The organism is Bacillus hominis (genome assembly GCF_030348325.1).
Classification (GTDB): domain Bacteria; phylum Bacillota; class Bacilli; order Bacillales; family Bacillaceae_G; genus Bacillus_A; species Bacillus_A hominis.
In genome coordinates this window covers 3,342,093-3,360,275 of record NZ_JAUCFS010000005.1, presented here as the reverse complement: position 1 = coordinate 3,360,275, position 18,183 = coordinate 3,342,093, and the positions used below count along the sequence as shown (strand labels likewise).

Genomic DNA, 18,183 nt, shown 5'->3' with positions numbered 1-18,183 from the left:
TTCATCATACCTCGAAAAACAGAAACTTGGGTTCAGATTTCGGTTCGTTTTTTTATAAAGCGATGATCTTGTTCTACTATGTTATTCAAGTATTTTTTTGTCTAAGTTGCATACCGTTAGGTATGCTTTTTTTCACTGTTCAATTGCTATAGGAAAAGCGGGATTCTTATTGAATGTTATAACACATAGCATATATATTCACTATATATTGTTTTTATAAAGAGTTCTACATTAAAATATTCCTAATAATTTAATGTAGGATATTATACTCGTATTAGGTTATTAGGAACATTTAATGTTGTTTCACAACTGAAAGGGAATTGAAAAAGAACTGAAACTTTTCTCATAAAAATTCAATCTTACTTGAAAAATGAAAGGAAAATGAAATTTTCCAAAAGAAATTCTTTGTTAAGATAAAAAGCATACATACAAAAAAGTATTGACATATGGAGAAGAATGTATTTTCAAGATATAGTGGGGGAAAAGATGAGATTAGAAAAACAATTAATAAAAAAGATGTATTATGAAACATTCCTAATGGAGAATGGAACATATCCACCTCTTCAAGTACTTGGAGAAGCTTATTTAAACGAAGAAAAAAATGAGATTTCCGATGGATCTTATATTCGTTTTGCACAAGGTGAATTTTATTATCACCATCAAGATTTTGAAGCAGCTATTTTTAAATGGGAGAAAGTTAGTAATGAATTAGCACCATGGGCACAAAAAAATATTGCGGATGCTTACTTCGAACTTAACCAATTATCAGTTGCTGAAAACGTGTATACTTCCATTACTACTGATAACAAAATACTGATGACCGAAATTGTACTGCAATTACTGTCTCTTTACATCGAGCAAAATAATTTTGATTCAGCTTTCGCTGTTATAAAAGAAGCGGTTTCTTTAAATCCAGATTATCCAAACGTCACAACAATTGCACGTTCCTTTTATGAAGAACAGCAAGATTTTGATAGTGCAGTAGAGCTTGCTGTGAACGAGTTAATTCGAACAGAATCTTATCCGTGGTTTGAGGTTCTAAAAGAATATATCGATAAAGGATTTACTAAAAATATTTCACCAGATTATTTTTATAAAGTATTAGTAACATTAAATAATGTAGATCAAGTACAATTTACGCAAATAGTTTCATCACTTTGGCGCAGCTATAAAGATGAACAAAATTACTTATTATGGCTTAACACAATAAATGAATTTTTCATACATATCGAAATACATTCGTCCGATATATGGGACGAACTTTCTTCTCTTTACGAAGAAACATACTTTGAATTAATTCAAGGTCAATATATGCTTAGACAATTACACGATATCATTCCAAATCTGTTAACAAATTGGTTAAAGGTAGTCAATCCCTCTCATGCTGTATTTCCATCTGCAGCAGTATTGGCATGGGATGAGATTTTTCCTTCTAAAATAGATTCAGCGGATATAAAAGATGCGGAAAACCTACTGTCATATTCTATTAATCATGTGAATGGCTTAGAGTATAGTTTACATCTTTTTGAATCTATTACATACTGGGCACAAGAACATGATTTAGAAATGGGCCACCGATTTAGCTGGTTAGTTGGCGAGCTTGCAGATTTAAGAACAAATCGCCTATTAGTAACTGGAACTTCAGGAAACGGAAAAGCGTCGTTTATTAACTCTATTTTAGGAGAAAATATATTAGAAAACTCAATCTCAAATGTAGTTGTTTTTAAAAATGACGCTTATACAGAAATTAACGCTATAACAGATGCGGAAATTACAACAACTGAGAATTTCTCTGATTTCCATAACATGATGGCAGTGCACCGTCAAACATATAGAGATAGAGCATGTGTTGAATTTAAGTTACCATGCAGATTTTTAAGTAAAAACAAACTTACATTCGTTGTTACACCTAGCTTTAATAGGAACAATGACGCAAAAGATGAGGTATTTGAATATTTAAATTCTACAGATGAGTTATTATTCGTATTGAATGCGGATTCACCTTTTACTGACAAAGAACGTGACATTCTATTAAGTATTCAAGAACATACACCAAATCTACAAGTTCATTTCTTATTAAATAAAATCGATAACATTTACAATGAAGCAGAAGCAAAAAGAGTTATACAAGATACGCAAGTGAGAATAAATACATATTTCCCTAATGCAAGAATTTTCCCGTATTCTTCGTTATATACAAATAGTAAACAATTAAACGATTTAACTGAGTTTATTCATTTTAACTTTAACCATAAAAATATCGATGCAGAACGGAATGAAAAGCTATTGTTTTTCATTCGAAAAACAATTACATATCTTTTGGATAAACGGGTCGAGAGGGAAAACAATTTAGTGGATTCTATTAATTGGAATGAAGATATGTTAGTTAAACTAAATGGTTGTATTAATAACCTTACTGCTTTTGAGAAGGACAAAATTCATTTAATTACAGAATCATATCGTACAATGAAAAACGAAATTACTAATGATCTTACAGAACATATTCCGAAACTATTGCAGAGTTGTTCCGATTTAATTAGTGAAGAAAGCGATTTTGGTCACATTGATATTGAACTAAACACAGCGATGAATGAAAGAGTGCAACAATATCTAGAACAAACTGTATTACCTAATCTTGCTCGCTCTATGCAAAATTGGATTGCGACTTCTAATAACGAGCTCCTTCAAAGTCAATTGTACTTAGAAGAAACCAGTGAAGGACTTAATTCTTTATTTGGAGAAAATCGAATACAGTTAGAATGTGACTTTAAAGTAATTGATGACTGGCGCAGAGATACTGATAGAATGACAACTAGAATACAAATGGAAGAAGTAAATATTTTACGCCGATTTACACCAGCACAATTTTTACTGAAAAGTGCCGGTAAATTATTTGGAGTTCTTCCTAAAAATAAAGCTATGCTATATAACAAATACAAACAGTATTTAGAAAATGAAGATTATACCGATGTAACGGCTTCTATTATGAAGAAGTTTTTCTTGCAATTTGAGCTGTTTGAAAACACACAAGAGCGGGATATTAATATGTTCTTTAGAAATCCATTTGGCGCGTTGGAACAAGCTGTAGAAAATACTCATTTAGAAATAAAAGAAAAACAAGATAAGCTGCATAAAATGAAATCAAACCCTGAAGTTTATCATGATCCTATAAAACTCTTTGAATTGAGATTACGTCAATGTGAAGTAATCTTGAATATAGGTGAGGATAATTCCTATACAGATTTATCTTTAGAAACAATCGTAGAATAAACGTAAAGTAACTCCAAAATATACAATGAAAGTTGATTTTGGAGTTGTTTTTTGTTTAAATCTGTATAATATGTACGTTCTTTTTAATAGCAGATTGTATCATGTGTTATAAGAGAAAAAATAGGGAAAAGGGGGCAATAGTAATTAGTTGCTCCCTTTTCATATATATAATGTTTATCCCGCAGTGATAGTTAGACTTCCACCACAAAATTCGGTGAATGCGAGATAGTTAGGTGGGAGCTGAGTTACTCGTAAAATCCCGATTGGTGAGGGCTAATAATCAGTAGGGGATGGACAAAACCTCCACTGATTAAATCTTCACTTTATGATGCTATTGCTAGATAAGCAAAGTACTAATGAAACCTTAAATTAATTGAAAACACACCTTAATTAGAGTATTTAAATGTCAGATAAATATTTTCCAACATACAGTCCACTTGCAGCTGCTTGAGATAATGAATGAGTGACGCCTGAACAATCTCCAATTAAAAATAGCCCATTCATAGTTGATTCAAAATGGTTATTGACTTTTATGGTAGGAGCATAGAATTTTCCATCAATTCCATATAATAAAGTATCTTTATCGATAGGTTCTTGTATAAATTGTTCTAAGCGTAATAAAAACTCTTTGAGCCCTTCAATATATAGTGGAGGGATTTCTTTATTCAAATTTCCATAATCACCGTGTAGTGTAGGTTGTATACGATTATGTTTCATGCCGTTTTCCACTGTAGGTTGTTTCTTTAATAAGTCCTCTAAGCGCTGTATAACAATCCGATCTCGTCCTTGGTTAATGCTTTTAATAATTGAACTTGTGTATACATTTGCTTCTTGGAGAGTTGGAAAATAGCGCGGGATAAATAAAGTGAAATTTAAGTTAGGAGTGCCAGTTCCTTGCTCTCGAAAATTTTGACCGTCAGGCATAACTAAACCTTCTTCGTACTTTCGAATGATGCGTCCTTTTGGATTCATACAGTAAGTAGTTGCTGTGAAATGTTCATGCTCATAAGAAAGTTTTGTCTCAAATGTATCTTTTAATATAGAACGTAATTGATTTTCTTTCATCTCTACTCTAATACCTAAATCTACACGAGTTTGCTCCTGAGAAATATTAAGAGAAGTGCACATTTCTTTTAACCAATCCGCCCCGGAACGACCGGTTGCAAATACTAATTTCTTAGAATGGACAGTTTCTTGATTTGTATATATTTTAAAATGGTCTTTCTGCTTAACGATATTTTGTACATCTATATGAAATTGGATATCTATTTTGGTAAGTAAAAATTCATAGAGCTGCTGAAAAATGTTACTTGAAAGTGTAGTACCTAGATGCCTTACTTCTGTGGTTAGCATTTGTAAACCACACGCTTCAGCTCTCTTAGTGAGAGTTGGATTTTCTGTAGAATATTTTGAAACTGAACTTCCGCCAAACTGACATAGAATTTCATCTACTTCATCCATGAGTTGTATAAAGCCTTTTTTACCTACCTTTTGCTCGAGTTCGCCTCCAAATCCATTTGTATAATTAAATTTCCCTTCAGACTTTCCTAAGCCACCAAAACCGAAATATTTATCACATGCAGTACAGTTACATATTTCCCCTTGTTCTAAAGAGCAATTTCGATGTTCTAAAGGTTTGCCTTTATCAAGAATTAAAACCTTTTTGTTGCTTTTGGCTAATGTATAAGCCATAAAAATGCTACTCACTCCAGCACCGATAATTGTAATATCATACATATTTTTTCACCTGCTACCGAATAGTTTGTTTGCTATTTTCCTAGTGTATAACAAATTATGAAAGGTAGGAAATAGCATTAAGTTCTGTATACAGTTATTTCATTGAAGATTTACGATTAAATATTGGCTTTGCCGATAAAGTTATTAGTTGTGAAAAGTAAATAACGAAAATGCACAGCTTTTAGAACTAAATGAAGGTGATCCGGCGCTTCTTATTTAAAATATAGTTTGTCTTGTAAGTGGAACAATTTTTGAGTTATCTCAATCGATGTTTCATTATGAAAAGACCAAATTTTTAAATCGGATTAATTTTAAGTGAAAATGAATATAATTAGACTTGTAAAAAAGCAACTGATTCTAGGAGATCAGTTGCTTTTTATTTTGAAGTGGATGAGCAAAAAAACCTAAAAGTGGTTGGTCCGTTTTTTGCAAACTTCTATTATGATAAGAGAAGAAAGGTAGTATTTTATTGATACCTTAAGAAGGACATTTTATATGTATCTCCTTTGTTTAAATAGACTGGTGTTAGAGAGGTGAAAAGACAATGAGTTTTGCAATTTCACTAGTTGTTATTATTGTAGTTGTATCACTGTTTGGGACCGTACTAGTCGCACGAAATGTGGAAGAGAATTACGGTAAGTCTACAAAGAGGAATGTGAAAAATTTATCTGCTATCTATGTCATCCTTCTTTTAGGACTACTTGTGGGGGTTACATGGTATGCGGTCGTTATTTTATAGAGTTTGTATATGATGGAGGAGTTAATGTATTGATGAAAAATGAGCGCCACGTTTTAGTTGTTTTCCCGCACCCAGATGATGAGTCGTATTGCGTGGCTGGCACCATTTTGGCTTATACTGAGGAGAAAATCCCTCTTACTTATGTTTGCTTAACACTTGGTGAAATGGGAAGAGCGATGGGAAATCCACCATATGCAACACGTGAATCTTTATATGCTATTAGAGAGAAAGAGTTAAAGCTAGCTACAAATATTTTAGGGATTGAAGATTTACGTATGATGGGATATCGTGATAAAACTCTAGAATTTGAAGAACCCGGAAAATTAAGAAGTTTAATTCAAAATTGTATCGAAGAATTGAATCCTTCGTTAGTTATTTCTTTTTATCCAGGATATGCAGTTCATCCAGATCATGATGCAACAGGGGAAGCGGTAGTAGAGGCATTAGCTAATATTCCGGAAAGTAAACGACCGACTTTTTATGCGGTAGCTTTTTCGAATAATCATGAAGCTGAAATTGGGCCTCCGGATTTTAAAAATGAAGTGAAAGAATATGTTCCAAAAAAATTAGAGGCATTACGAGCACATACATCACAGTTTGCAACTAAGGCGGAGGAGCTGGAAAGAGAGTATGAAGGCGGTGTTCCAGAAATAGTTGAGTGGTTAGAAAAAGAGCCGTTTTGGATATATCCATTAAAGAATAAGAAAATGTAGTGCTATAACTGAAGGGGATTTATATCTATTTTATATATAAGAATCAAAAGGTTTATTACAATATAGAAGGATCGGGACCAATTATATTGTTTTTACACGGTCTTGGAGGAAATTCAAATAATTGGTTATATCAAAGGCGGTATTCGACTTTCATTGAGTTGAAAAATAGTGGACACTTGCCTTATTTAGAACAGCCTACTAGTTTTAATGAGACAGTTGAGACATTTGTAAACCATGTGATTGATTAATACTATTTATACAGTGAATACTTGTTATTAATGAATTAGAGACGTCGGTTTTAAGAGGAGGGAAATAGATGGAATGGAAACTAAATCGTGCAGATAAGACACCTCTTTATAAACAAATTGCTGATTATATTGAAAGAGGTATTTCTTCAGGTGAATTTCCTTCTGATAGTAAATTACCTTCCGAGCGCATGCTAGCAAAGGAGTTACAAGTGAATCGGAGTACGATAGTGGCTGCGTATGAAGAATTGAAATCACTTGGGGTAGTAGAACGGAAAAAAGGAAGCGGAACGAGGGTCAATACAGACATATGGGGTGTGTCGCATAAACGAATACCGAACTGGGGTAGGTACGTTGAGGATGGATCGTTCTTACCTAATGTACCACTCGTTCAACAAATTCGAACGGAAACACAAAAAGATGACTTAATTAATTTAGCGAGTGGTGAATTGTCACCAGAGTTAATTCCGAGCGGTAGATTTCGAACGATTTTGTCGGAGAAAACATTTATGGGAAACCTCGGTTATGACCATCCACTTGGAAATGAAATGTTGAGAAAAACAATTGCAGCACATGTTCAGCAATATAAACAAATAGAAGCTGATTCATGTTCTATTCTTATTACATCTGGAGCCCAGCAGGCACTTAATCTTATCGTTCAATGTTTGCTAAAGCCTGGTGATGCGATTGCGATTGAGGATCCTTCCTATTGTTTTTCACTTCCGATGTTTAAATCAGCAGGATTAAAAATATACCATTTATCAGTTGATCAGCATGGTATGAATCCAGATGATTTAATTGATTTGCACAAAAAGCACCGCGTTCGTATGGTGTTCTTAAATCCAGATTATCAAAATCCAACTGGAACGGTGCTTTCATTATCGAGACGTAAAAAGATTTTAGAACTATCTTCTGAATTTGGTATACCGATTGTAGAAGATGATCCGTATAGTTTGACTTCTTTTAATGGAGAAGTAAATCCGACATTAAAATCGATGGACCAAAATGGAAATGTTCTATATGTAAGTTCATTATCAAAAATTGTTGCATCAGGATTACGTATTGGTTGGGTAATTGGCCCCACGCGCGTAATTGAACGATTGGCAGATGCGAAGCAGCAAGTTGATTTTGGGCATAGTGTTTTTACACAGTGGGTAGCAAATCAATTTTTAGAATCCGAGGATTTTCATACGCATATTACAATGCTTCGTGGACAATTGAAACAAAGAAGAGACGAGTTAATTGCAAGTCTTGAAGAATTATTAGGGGACCGAGTTGAGTTTTTTGTTCCTGAGGGCGGAATACATGTATGGTGTAAAGTTCAAGGCTCTTTTGATGAATATCATTTATTAGGTAAAGCTATACAAAATGGGGTAGCGTTTGTTCCAGGAAGTGTTCTAGGCTCGAAAAGGGAATATATACGATTTACTTTTGGTAGAGCAAATGTAGAACAAATTGAGGTTGGAATTAAAAGGTTTGCAGAGACCTTAAATGAGATACAAGAGTAAGTGCGTTATAGAAGATATGGGGGCACATGGTTTTGAAACGGGGGTAAGCAATTGAAGTACTTGACGCTCTTACTTCAAGTAGGGATACTATATTTATTTAGCTTAGCAGGCGTATGGATCCGGGAAGTATTTCACCTATCTATGCCAGGAAGTTTAATAGGAATGTTAATCCTTTTTCTTCTTCTTTCCACTCGTATTTTGCCATTAAAATGGTTTGAGATAGGGGCGGAAAAACTAATAGTATTTTTACCATTATTTTTAATTCCTTCAACGACTGGATTAATGGAATACGGTTCTTTCCTTTTAAGTAAGGGCAGTATTGTGTTCTTTCTAGTTGTTGTAAGTACTTTAGTAACATTGATTATTTCAGGTTATGTAAGTCAATTGTTAATAACATCAAAAAAATAAAATTGACAAGGTGCGCTATTCAAATGGTCTTAATTTTTATTACTGTAGTGATTTATATATTGGCGACAAAGCTATATAAAAAATTTGCGTTTCCATTTACTCTACCGGTGTTAACAGTTACGGCAATTATGATTTGTATATTTCTTACTTTTGGGATTTCTCATCATGAGTATAAGGAAAATGGGGGAGATTTTCTTTCCAGTTTCTTGAGCCCAGCAATTGTAGCTTTAGCTATACCGCTATTTAAGGAACGAAAGATACTGATGAAAAATTTATTATCGATACTGATAGGAGTAGCAATCGGAATAGTAGCTTTAATAAGTGTGAATGTAGTGATTGGGAAAATGTTGAATATAGATAAAGAACTTATATTAACAACGATACCGCAATTAGCGACGATGCCCATTGCAGTTTCGCTAGCTGAGCAAATTGGTGGTATCCCATCTATGACAGCTAGTTTTGTAGTTGTTGCAGGAATAACAGGTGCTATTATAGGACCGACAGTACTTAAGCTTTTCCGTATAACAAGTATAATTGGAAAAGGAGTAGGGATGGGCTGTGCATCACATATCATCGGTGTGAGTCGTCTAGTGAAAGAAGGCGAGAAAGAAGCAACTATCGGTTCGGTAACGATGATTGTAACAGGGATACTTATTAGTATATTCGTACCTTATGGAATGAAATTTTTATTTTGAAAATTAATGAATCGTAATAAGGAGTATAACACTACTCATTTTAGAACGTAATGGAGATGATGAAAGTGACAACGTGGTTTATAGTTACATTATTTATTTTTGGTGCTCTTAAAGTACTAGTTTCTAGTATGCCGACTTCTGTTGTAGAATCAATTATTAGTAGATTTGAATTACATCAAAAACTTGATGAGGAAAATACGATTATAACAGTTGATGGAAAAAGTATAGAAGGAGAAATGAAACTTCAAGTTATAAATGACTTTAACGAGGCTTTATTTTTAGATAAACATTATTTTCCGCCGCAAGGAGAAGGAACACCAATAGTCATTGAGACAAAGAAAGGAAAAAAAGAGATTAGATTTTCTATATATAGCTACGTGGAACACGTTGATGTAGTAAAGCAATATAAGAAGAAAGTAGTTGCATATCGTTTGCGATCAAAAAGCCTTCAAAGTCGTTCAGTAGCAGTAACAGAAGAGTATGCTTAAGGGGAGACCGTTATAAAAACGGTCTCTTTATTTTTATCCAATTATAAAATTTCCAAATAAGAGAAAAGAAAATGATATATCCAAACAAAGAATAACTGTGCTGCCAATTCATACTATGTACAAATAAACCCAATCTCTCAGCAACTTGTTCAAAAATGCTAGCACAAACACCTATTAAAATAATAAATAGAGTTCTAGAAGCTGTAGATAATTTTCTTGAAATTTGTATAAAAGAGGTTGTTAAAATCGGCAGTATGAACAAGGTAAAAGCTATGTTAACTGAAAATATGGATGGAAAGGGTCTAATTGGAAAGGTATATATTTGTCTATTAATGAAGAAAATATCTAAGCAAGTTCCGATAATAGAAGAGAGAAAGATTGTAACTGCTAATGCTAGAAAATCATTCTTCTTCTCGAAGGAGAACATTTTTCTTTGCGAGAATTGCGAGTTCAATTTTTTCGAGTGTTTTACAGTAGTCTTCTGTAATTTGTCCATGTATCCTTTCCTCCTTATCAGTTAAATAATGTATGATTTGCCAGTCGTTAAACCAATCTTCATGTTTTGTTTCCTCGTGTTTCATATTTTTCCATGCGTAAATAAGCGCAGGGCTGTATATACGATAGGAATCACTTTTTAATTGGCACCTCTTTATTCTTCGTTTATAAAACTCTCGTGAAAAGGATTCATTTACACTTGAAAATAAATGCGGCCAATAATCTTTTCGGGATCCAGTGTGTGGATGAGTATCAGCCCATTGTAGTATAGAAGCTAAAACATACTCATCATGAAATAATAATGCATATAATCTTTTTCCGAGTAAAATTCGTTCGTGCAAGGAAGTGAAATGTTTCATTGTATCACCAATTAATAGTATTTTCTGTTTGGAATTTTCTTCATAGAAAGGGAAAAGGATATGATTAAATTGAAAGAAATCAAAAAGCCTGAATCCAATACTATTTAGTACTTTTTTTTTGAAGTGTGTATTTTGAATCACTCTTTTTTCTAAGTAGTTTTGCTCATTAATAATAGTCGCAATTGCTAATACTTTTTTGTTTCCAGTTTTCCAGAAAAAGTTCCACATCGTTTCCATAAATGTTGAAACATTAAGATGAGGGAGGAGGTGAAAAAGATTTGTGGATGTTTTTAAACTCTGTTCATATAACAAAAATTGTGGATACACATCTTGAAAGATAAGCCAATTTCCTCGCTCTAAAAAAGAAAAAAAAGTAAATTGATCTTTCTCAGATAACAACTTCGTATACAAATCCCCTTTTAAATCTGTCATGCTCCAACCGCCGTTACGCGATACCATATGTCCAAGCAAAGCCCAATGTATTTCAGGATATCTTTTGTAAAATTGATAGTAAGCGCGAGTTCTTGTCACATTATTTTGATTTAATAATTTTGTTCGTTCTTTAATTGTATGTAGCAATCTTTCTTCCTCTTTCGAAAGATTATAAAGAAAGCTATTTGCGTTGGTGCATTTTTGTTTCAGTTCATTTTTTATAGAGAAGAGGGACAGAGGGGTGTTTTTGTAAAGTTTATTATTTGGATTGTCGTGGTGCATGTAATTCCCTCCTATTCAAGTCTGTTATCATAAATGTATTAGTAACTACTTAAATAAATGATATGTGAGGGAAATGAAAAGTTGCAAAGTACAGAAAAAGGAAAGAGGAGACGGGCTCTTCTTTCCTTTTTCTTGTATTTATTTGCGTTAAAGATTATAAAGTAAAGCTATAAAGAATGAATTCCTTTTTCCAGCAGAGTAGAAAATGAATCAGCGTGAATAGGTTTACTGTAATAATAACCTTGAATAAACTGACATTTATTTTTTTGAAGGAAATTTACGTGTTCTTTCGTTTCTATACCTTCAGCAATGACAGACATTCCTAATGTATGTGCTAATGTGATGATCGTTTTAATGATTTCCATTCCATCTTCACACGTTTCAGACATTGTAATAAATTCTCTCGGGATTTTTAACGTATCGATTGGATATAAAGGTAAGTAGGCTAGGGAAGAATAGCCTGTACCAAAGTCGTCGATTGAAATGTGAATCCCTAAACTTTTTAGTGTACGCAGTTTTATCAATGTTTCTCGCTCATCCATCATTGCAATTCGCTCTGTTAATTCAAGATCGAGAGAACTTGCTGGTAAACCTGTAGTTGCTAAAGTAGAAGAAATAGACTTTACAAAATCTTCTTGTTCAAATTCTTTAGCAGATAAATTTACACCTATTTTTAAATGTGAATATCCGAGTGCGTGCCAACGTTTCATTTGCTGACAGGCTTGCTGTAATGTCCATTTTCCTATTGGAATAATTTGTAGTGTTTCTTCGGCAATCGGGATAAATTCATATGGAGAAATAACACCTAATTCGGGATGATTCCATCTGATTAAAGCTTCAGCACCGATAATTTTGTTAGATTTGCTATCAACTTGAGGTTGATATAAAAGGAACAATTCTTCATTTTGTATTGCGTTTGGTAAATCTTTTTCTAGTCGTAAACGTCTTTCGATTTTTTTAGCGATTACATCGTCATAAATAGAGACAGAGTTAAGCTCTTTTGCCTTTGCATCATACATTGCAACATTAGCATTTTTCAGAAGTGTAGCGGTATCGATTCCAGAATGTGGATAAATAGCGATGCCGATACTCAGTGATAAAGTTAATTTATGCTCATATATGACAAATGGTTTTTTCATGTCTTCAAATAATTGGTTACATAACTTGAATAAGGAATCATGGTCCGTATAGTTTTCGATTAAAATTGTAAATTCATCGCCACCGATTCTTGACAGATGAGTATGTGATGGAAGACATAATTGGAAACGTTTTGCTACTTCTTCTAATATGTAATCACCTGAAGAATGTCCAAGTGTATCGTTAATTACTTTAAAGCGATCTAAATCTAAATATAATAATGCAAACTCACTTTGTGTTGTTTGAGCATTTTTAATAAATTTTCTTAACTTCCTATGGAAAAAGGATCGGTTCCCAATTTTCGTTACAGTATCGTGGAATGCTAAATATTTTATTTCTTCTTGTTGTTTTTTTAGTGCGGTAATATCCTTTACCATAATGTAGCTTCCTGAAATTTGTCCATCTATCATAATAGGAACGATGGTAACGTATAAAAAATAAGTAAAGCCATCTTTATATTGAGAACTAAGTTGTAAGGATGCTGATTCTTGTTGTTTAACTTTTTCTAATGCAGATGCTAGTTTATGTTTATCTTCATCTAAAATAATCGAAAAACATGTTTCACCGAGTAACTCGTTCGTTGGTGCTCCGAGTAATACACTTCCTGCTTTATTTACATTTAAGAATATTCCATTTAAATCAATCGTAAAAATAGGATCAGGGTGATACTCATATAAAGATTTAAATTTTTGTTGTTTTTGAGATAAAGCCTCTGATTTTTGGACTAAATCAGAGGTTCTTAAAGTAACTTTTTCTTCCAGTTGAGCATTAAACGCTTGTAGACGTTTTGTTAGGGAATTGTTTTGCATACGTACAATAGAATGACGAATGAGTACGAAAACAAAAGTAATACAATTTCCTGTAATGAGAGTTGAAGATGATGTTTGTTCTTTTAATGTAAATCCGATTAGTATTGCAACAGCAAGATAGGGAAATACGACTAAAACTTTTTTTCCTAGTAAAGGGTTTACAATGAAATAATTTTTATGACTATTATAATCCTCGGAAATAGCCCCAGCTATTGCGATAAGTAATATAGGTATTCTATATAAAAGACGTAATAATGTTATCGTGTCAGTTGATAAATGGTTATGTAAGTAAAAATAAATATAGTTAAAAGTTGCAGAGCTTATTAATACAAAAATAAAAATATAAATTTTCCGTTTAGAATTAAAAATTGTTGGGCGGAAAAAGAGACTAACACCTAGTAGAAGAAATAGTAAATCTACAATTGGATATAGAAATGAAAGGAAAACATCTCCCAGTGAAAGAGAGAATATATTTAAATTTGGCTGATTAAATAAATACCATTCTAATGTGAATATAGAAGTAAGTACTATACATATATCACAAATAAAGAACGCTTTTTCCCATTTATTGCACTCTTTTAAAATTTTATAGCAGAAAGCGATAAGGCAGAAGAATAGAAAAAACATGTAAAATACATCAGAAACAGTAAAACGATGTATTGGAATTTCGAAAAAGTTATCTTGATACGTATATACTATTTTTCCTAATAAAAAACTACCAATTGCTATTGTGATACATATCCAAAAAGGGTTTGAACTAACTTTTTTAGAATATATAGAGTAAATTAATGATATAAATGTAATGGCTTCAACGATGAGTGAAGCGAAGCGTACATTGAAATTTGAAAAATGAGTAGGGAATAGAAAGAAAAACATAAAATAGATGGAATAGCATATCAATGTTGTGATTAATATACATAGTTGTAAATTTTTATTTAATTTCAATAAAATCACCTTCTTTAAGTATGCGCTATGTTCGTAATATCTATACATAATAATATTACTTAAAAATTGTATCAGATTTCCTTATAAAAATCATGATTATAAGGAAAGAATTGAATAGTGTGATATTTCTTGAAGTTGAAAAAATATTACGTTCAATAATTTTTAGTTTATAAGGAATGTAGATTGAAATTGTATATTTAGTCATCCTGTAGATTTTAAAGGTTTTTTAGTGATTTGCAAGTGGAGATGCAAAATTGCATATAAAATGAAAGGAAACTTCTTTCTAGGTGAGGGGAGTTTTTTGTTGTTATAGGATATTAAGTAAGACTTTTGTATGCATCTATTCTCATACTAATGAGGGATTTCAGAAAGGTGTTAAGTATATACAATAATATGAAACACTTCATAAAGTTTTTAGTATGGGAGGAAGAGCATGAAAAATTGGGTGAAGTTTAGAATAGCACGTCCAACAGATAAGTTTGAAGAGATTATAGCATTCTATGAAAAAGGATTAGGCTTAAAACGTATAGGTGAATTCTACGATCATGAAGGCTATGATGGGATCATGTTCGGTCTACCAGATGAAGAGTATCATTTAGAATTTACAAGACATATAGATGGAAGTCCATGTCCGGCTCCAACAAAAGATAATTTACTAGTATTTTATATGCAAGAATATAGTGAAATAGAAAAAGTGAGTAAGAGGCTGCATGCAATGGGATACGAAGAGGTAGAGCCAGAAAATCCGTATTGGAAAGAAAAAGGAATTACAATAGAGGATCCGGATGGTTGGAGAATTGTGTTGATGCAAATAGAAGAATAAGGTGTAACGGAACTGTTAGAAGGAGGAGAGTTCGACTTTCAATTTGGATAAAAGAAAATATAAAAAGGCTCCTTAGTAAGGGTAGAAACTTAAAGGAAAGCCTTTTTGTATTTATAATCTGAAATTTCTCATTTTAAAAAGTTATCGAATATTATAAAATAAGAACGCATATTCTTATGGCTTTGTCTTTAAAGAAAGATATAAAAACGGAGGACTTTTTATGATATGCCGAATTAAGGATGCAGAAATATACTATGAAATTGTGGGAGAAGGTAAACCAGTCATTATCATACATGGTTGTACTCCTGACCATAGGTTAATGAAGAGGTGTATGGAATCAGTATTTCAGAAATATGAAGGTTATCAAAGAATTTATATGGATTTACCTGGCATGGGAAAATCGAATGCTCCAGAATGGATAAATAGTTCAGATCGTATATTAGAAGTGTTAACTACATTTATTGAGAAAATCATTCCAACTGAAGAATTTTTACTAGTAGGAGAGTCTTATGGGGGATATTTAGCTAGAGGGTTACTCTCAAAGATGTTTGAGAGAGTTAATGGATTATTATTAGTATGTCCTGTTGTTGTAGCGCAACCAGGGAAAAGACTTCTACCAGATAAACAGGTAATTGTAAGAGATGAGGAATTTTTAAAAACGCTCACTTCAACCGAAAGGGAAGAATTTTGTGAGTTAGCAGTGGTAGCAAATGAATATACATATAAGCGATTTAAAGAAGAGATTAAGTCAGGACTAGAAGTTGCTAATAATGAATTTATTAAGAGTTTGCAAAAGAACTATCCCCTTTCTTTAAAGTTTCATAGTAATAAATATGAGAAACCAGTTCTCCTGTTAGCAGGAAGGCAAGATATATCGGTAGGATATCAAGATATTATAGGAATAATTGAGGAGTACCCAAGAGCGACATTAGCAGTGTTAGATATGGCAGGACATAATTTACAAATTGAACAGCCGGAATTATTTGAGAGTTTAGTGGGAGAGTGGATTAGACGAACAGTCGAATAAAGTAGCTTGAAAAAATAAATATATAGATTCTTCCTAGATTTTAGGAAGGTTTAGATTAAAGTAATTTATTAACTTATAAATATTTTCAAGGGGGAAGTATGACTACATATATTTATATGGTTAGGCATGGTGAATCACCAAAATTAGAAGGAAATGAAAGAACGCGTGGATTAACTGAGAAGGGACATATGGATGCTCGTAGAGTAACTGAGATATTAAAAGCGGAGGGAATTGATACTTTTATTTCAAGTCCGTATAATCGGGCTATGTTAACGATAGAAGAGTCAGCTAATTTTTATGAAAAAGAAATAGTAGTATATGAAAATCTTAAAGAGTGTAGGTTTTCAAGTAGGGATAAGATTGTATCAGACAAGGAAGTGTATCCACTTGTAAAGAGGATGTTTTCTAATCCGGAATTTGCACTAACTGAAGGAGAGTCATATGCAGAATGTCAGAGAAGGGTAGTGAAAGTGTTAGAAGAAATATTAATACATTTTCAAGGACATAAAATTGTAATTGGTACACATGGTCTTGTAATGACACTAATGATGAATTATTTTGATAATCAATATGGATTTGAATTTTTAATGAATACATCAAAACCGGATATATATAAGATGGGATTCAAAGAAGATCAATTAATGAATGTAGAGAGATTGTGGAGAGAAGAATGAAATGGATAATATGGAGTGTGTTTTCAAAGTTACTTTGAAAACACACTTTTTTCATAGCATTATTGCAGTCAAAAAAGTTAAAATATTTCATTATAAGGATTATAATAGAGAAAGAAATATAAAAGGGAGTGAACGAATTTGAAACAAGAACTTATTGAAAGATTTACGAGATATGTAAAGATTGATACACAATCAAATGAGGAAAGCCATACAGTACCAACAACGCCTGGACAAATTGAATTTGGTAAGTTATTAGTAGAAGAGTTAAAAGAGATTGGCTTAACAGAAGTGACGATGGATGATAACGGTTATGTAATGGCAACACTTCCTGCTAATACGGATAAGGATGTTCCTGTAATCGGCTTTTTAGCACATTTAGATACAGCAACAGACTTTACGGGGAAAAACGTAAAACCACAAATTCATGAAAATTTTGATGGGAAAGCAATTACGTTAAATGAAGAGTTAAACGTTGTGCTAACGCCAGAACAGTTCCCAGAACTACCATCATATAAAGGACATACAATTATTACAACTGACGGTACAACACTTCTTGGAGCAGATGATAAAGCTGGTCTTACAGAAATCATGGTAGCAATGAATTATTTAATACATAATCCGCAAATTAAGCATGGGAAAATAAGAGTAGCATTCACACCAGATGAAGAGATTGGCCGTGGACCATCGCATTTTGATGTAGAAGCATTTGGTGCATCATTTGCTTATACGATGGATGGAGGTCCATTAGGTGGTTTAGAGTATGAAAGCTTTAATGCTGCAGGTGCTAAGTTAACGTTTAACGGAACGAATACACATCCTGGAACAGCGAAAAATAAAATGCGTAATGCAACTAAACTTGCTATGGAGTTTAATGGGCATTTACCAGTAGAAGATGCACCGGAATATACAGAGGGCTATGAAGGATTCTATCATTTGCTTTCTTTAAATGGTGATGTTGAGCAAAGTAAAGCGTATTATATTATTCGAGATTTTGATCGTGAAAATTTTGAAGCGCGTAAAAATAACGTTGAAAATATTGTGAAGCAAATGCAAGAGAAGTATGGGCAAGATGCAGTCGTTTTAGAAATGAATGATCAATACTATAACATGCTTGAAAAAATTGAACCAGTGAGAGAAATTGTTGATATTGCGTATGAAGCGATGAAAAGTTTAAATATCGAACCGAACATTCACCCGATTCGCGGTGGAACAGATGGATCACAATTATCATATATGGGATTACCGACGCCAAATATTTTCACTGGTGGTGAAAACTATCACGGTAAATTTGAGTATGTTTCGGTAGATACTATGGAAAAAGCTGTTCAAGTTATTGTAGAAATCGCAAGACGATTTGAAGAACAAGCTTAAAAAAGAACCAAGTAGTACGAATGTGC

Annotated in this window: 15 protein-coding genes and 3 pseudogenes; 13 read left to right on the top strand and 5 right to left on the bottom strand. The window is 32.8% G+C overall.

Annotation, left to right across the window (positions count from 1 at the left end):
* Nucleotides 1–44: 44 nt before the first annotated feature.
* A pseudogene (locus QUF93_RS19915) lies at nt 45–183 on the bottom strand (IS6 family transposase); the annotation flags it as partial.
* 303 nt (nt 184–486) lie between these two features.
* On the opposite strand from QUF93_RS19915, the gene QUF93_RS19910 reads away from it, so the two are divergent.
* Nucleotides 487–3,270, top strand: a complete 2,784-nt coding sequence (locus tag QUF93_RS19910; RefSeq protein WP_289359981.1) for a dynamin family protein — start codon at nt 487–489, stop codon at nt 3,268–3,270.
* Between the two features lie 399 nt (nt 3,271–3,669).
* Here the strand turns inward: QUF93_RS19910 and QUF93_RS19905 are convergent, their stop codons facing one another.
* Entirely contained in the window at nt 3,670–5,007 is a 1,338-nt protein-coding gene (locus tag QUF93_RS19905) for an NAD(P)-binding protein (protein ID WP_289359980.1), read from the bottom strand.
* 68 nt (nt 5,008–5,075) lie between these two features.
* Here QUF93_RS19905 and QUF93_RS19900 point away from each other — a divergent pair.
* From QUF93_RS19900 to QUF93_RS19865, 8 genes and pseudogenes are all read left to right on the top strand, one after another.
* Nucleotides 5,076–5,326 (top strand): annotated as a pseudogene (locus tag QUF93_RS19900) (UTRA domain-containing protein); the annotation flags it as partial.
* Nucleotides 5,327–5,551: 225 nt separating this feature from the next.
* On the top strand, nt 5,552–5,746 hold the full coding sequence (locus tag QUF93_RS19895; protein WP_212936882.1) for a hypothetical protein: 195 nt from the start codon (nt 5,552–5,554) through the stop codon (nt 5,744–5,746).
* Nucleotides 5,747–5,778: 32 nt separating this feature from the next.
* A complete protein-coding gene (gene bshB2, locus QUF93_RS19890) occupies nt 5,779–6,459 on the top strand; it encodes a bacillithiol biosynthesis deacetylase BshB2 (RefSeq protein WP_289375980.1) in 681 nt (226 codons plus the stop codon).
* A 23-nt stretch (nt 6,460–6,482) separates the two neighbouring features.
* Nucleotides 6,483–6,671: pseudogene (locus QUF93_RS29070) on the top strand (alpha/beta fold hydrolase); the annotation flags it as partial.
* A gap of 104 nt (nt 6,672–6,775) precedes the next feature.
* Nucleotides 6,776–8,212 carry a MocR-like pyridoxine biosynthesis transcription factor PdxR gene (gene pdxR, locus QUF93_RS19880; RefSeq protein ID WP_289359979.1) on the top strand — a complete coding sequence of 479 codons (1,437 nt, stop codon included), beginning with the start codon at nt 6,776–6,778 and terminating at the stop codon, nt 8,210–8,212.
* A 51-nt stretch (nt 8,213–8,263) separates the two neighbouring features.
* Nucleotides 8,264–8,620 carry a CidA/LrgA family holin-like protein gene (locus tag QUF93_RS19875; protein ID WP_289359978.1) on the top strand — a complete coding sequence of 119 codons (357 nt, stop codon included), beginning with the start codon at nt 8,264–8,266 and terminating at the stop codon, nt 8,618–8,620.
* Between the two features lie 23 nt (nt 8,621–8,643).
* The gene (locus QUF93_RS19870; protein WP_289359977.1) at nt 8,644–9,315 is read left to right on the top strand and encodes an LrgB family protein; all 672 of its coding nucleotides are present in this window, start codon (nt 8,644–8,646) and stop codon (nt 9,313–9,315) included.
* A 65-nt stretch (nt 9,316–9,380) separates the two neighbouring features.
* On the top strand, nt 9,381–9,803 hold the full coding sequence (locus tag QUF93_RS19865) for a YfmQ family protein (protein WP_289359976.1): 423 nt from the start codon (nt 9,381–9,383) through the stop codon (nt 9,801–9,803).
* A gap of 10 nt (nt 9,804–9,813) precedes the next feature.
* Here QUF93_RS19865 and QUF93_RS19860 read toward each other — a convergent pair whose 3' ends face one another.
* From QUF93_RS19860 to QUF93_RS19850, 3 genes are all read right to left on the bottom strand, one after another.
* Complete coding sequence (locus tag QUF93_RS19860; protein WP_289361003.1) at nt 9,814–10,230, bottom strand: CBO0543 family protein; 417 nt, start codon at nt 10,228–10,230, stop codon at nt 9,814–9,816.
* On the bottom strand, nt 10,205–11,371 hold the full coding sequence (locus QUF93_RS19855) for a DUF2515 domain-containing protein (RefSeq protein ID WP_289359975.1): 1,167 nt from the start codon (nt 11,369–11,371) through the stop codon (nt 10,205–10,207). Before QUF93_RS19855 ends, QUF93_RS19860 begins: the two co-directional genes overlap by 26 nt.
* A 167-nt stretch (nt 11,372–11,538) precedes the next feature.
* Nucleotides 11,539–14,262 (bottom strand): sensor domain-containing protein, encoded by a 2,724-nt coding sequence (locus QUF93_RS19850; RefSeq protein ID WP_289359974.1) that lies wholly within the window; start codon nt 14,260–14,262, stop codon nt 11,539–11,541.
* 433 nt (nt 14,263–14,695) lie between these two features.
* Here QUF93_RS19850 and QUF93_RS19845 point away from each other — a divergent pair, with 433 nt between their 5' ends.
* From QUF93_RS19845 to pepT, 4 genes are all read left to right on the top strand, one after another.
* A complete protein-coding gene (locus QUF93_RS19845) occupies nt 14,696–15,085 on the top strand; it encodes a VOC family protein (RefSeq protein WP_289359973.1) in 390 nt (129 codons plus the stop codon).
* 220 nt (nt 15,086–15,305) lie between these two features.
* The gene (locus QUF93_RS19840) at nt 15,306–16,112 is read left to right on the top strand and encodes an alpha/beta fold hydrolase (RefSeq protein ID WP_289359972.1); all 807 of its coding nucleotides are present in this window, start codon (nt 15,306–15,308) and stop codon (nt 16,110–16,112) included.
* 98 nt (nt 16,113–16,210) lie between these two features.
* Nucleotides 16,211–16,786, top strand: coding sequence for a histidine phosphatase family protein (locus QUF93_RS19835; RefSeq protein WP_289359971.1), 576 nt, complete (start codon nt 16,211–16,213; stop codon nt 16,784–16,786).
* Between the two features lie 138 nt (nt 16,787–16,924).
* Nucleotides 16,925–18,157: a peptidase T gene (pepT, locus tag QUF93_RS19830; RefSeq protein WP_289359970.1), complete on the top strand. Its 1,233-nt coding sequence runs from the start codon at nt 16,925–16,927 to the stop codon at nt 18,155–18,157.
* Nucleotides 18,158–18,183 lie beyond the last annotated feature (26 nt).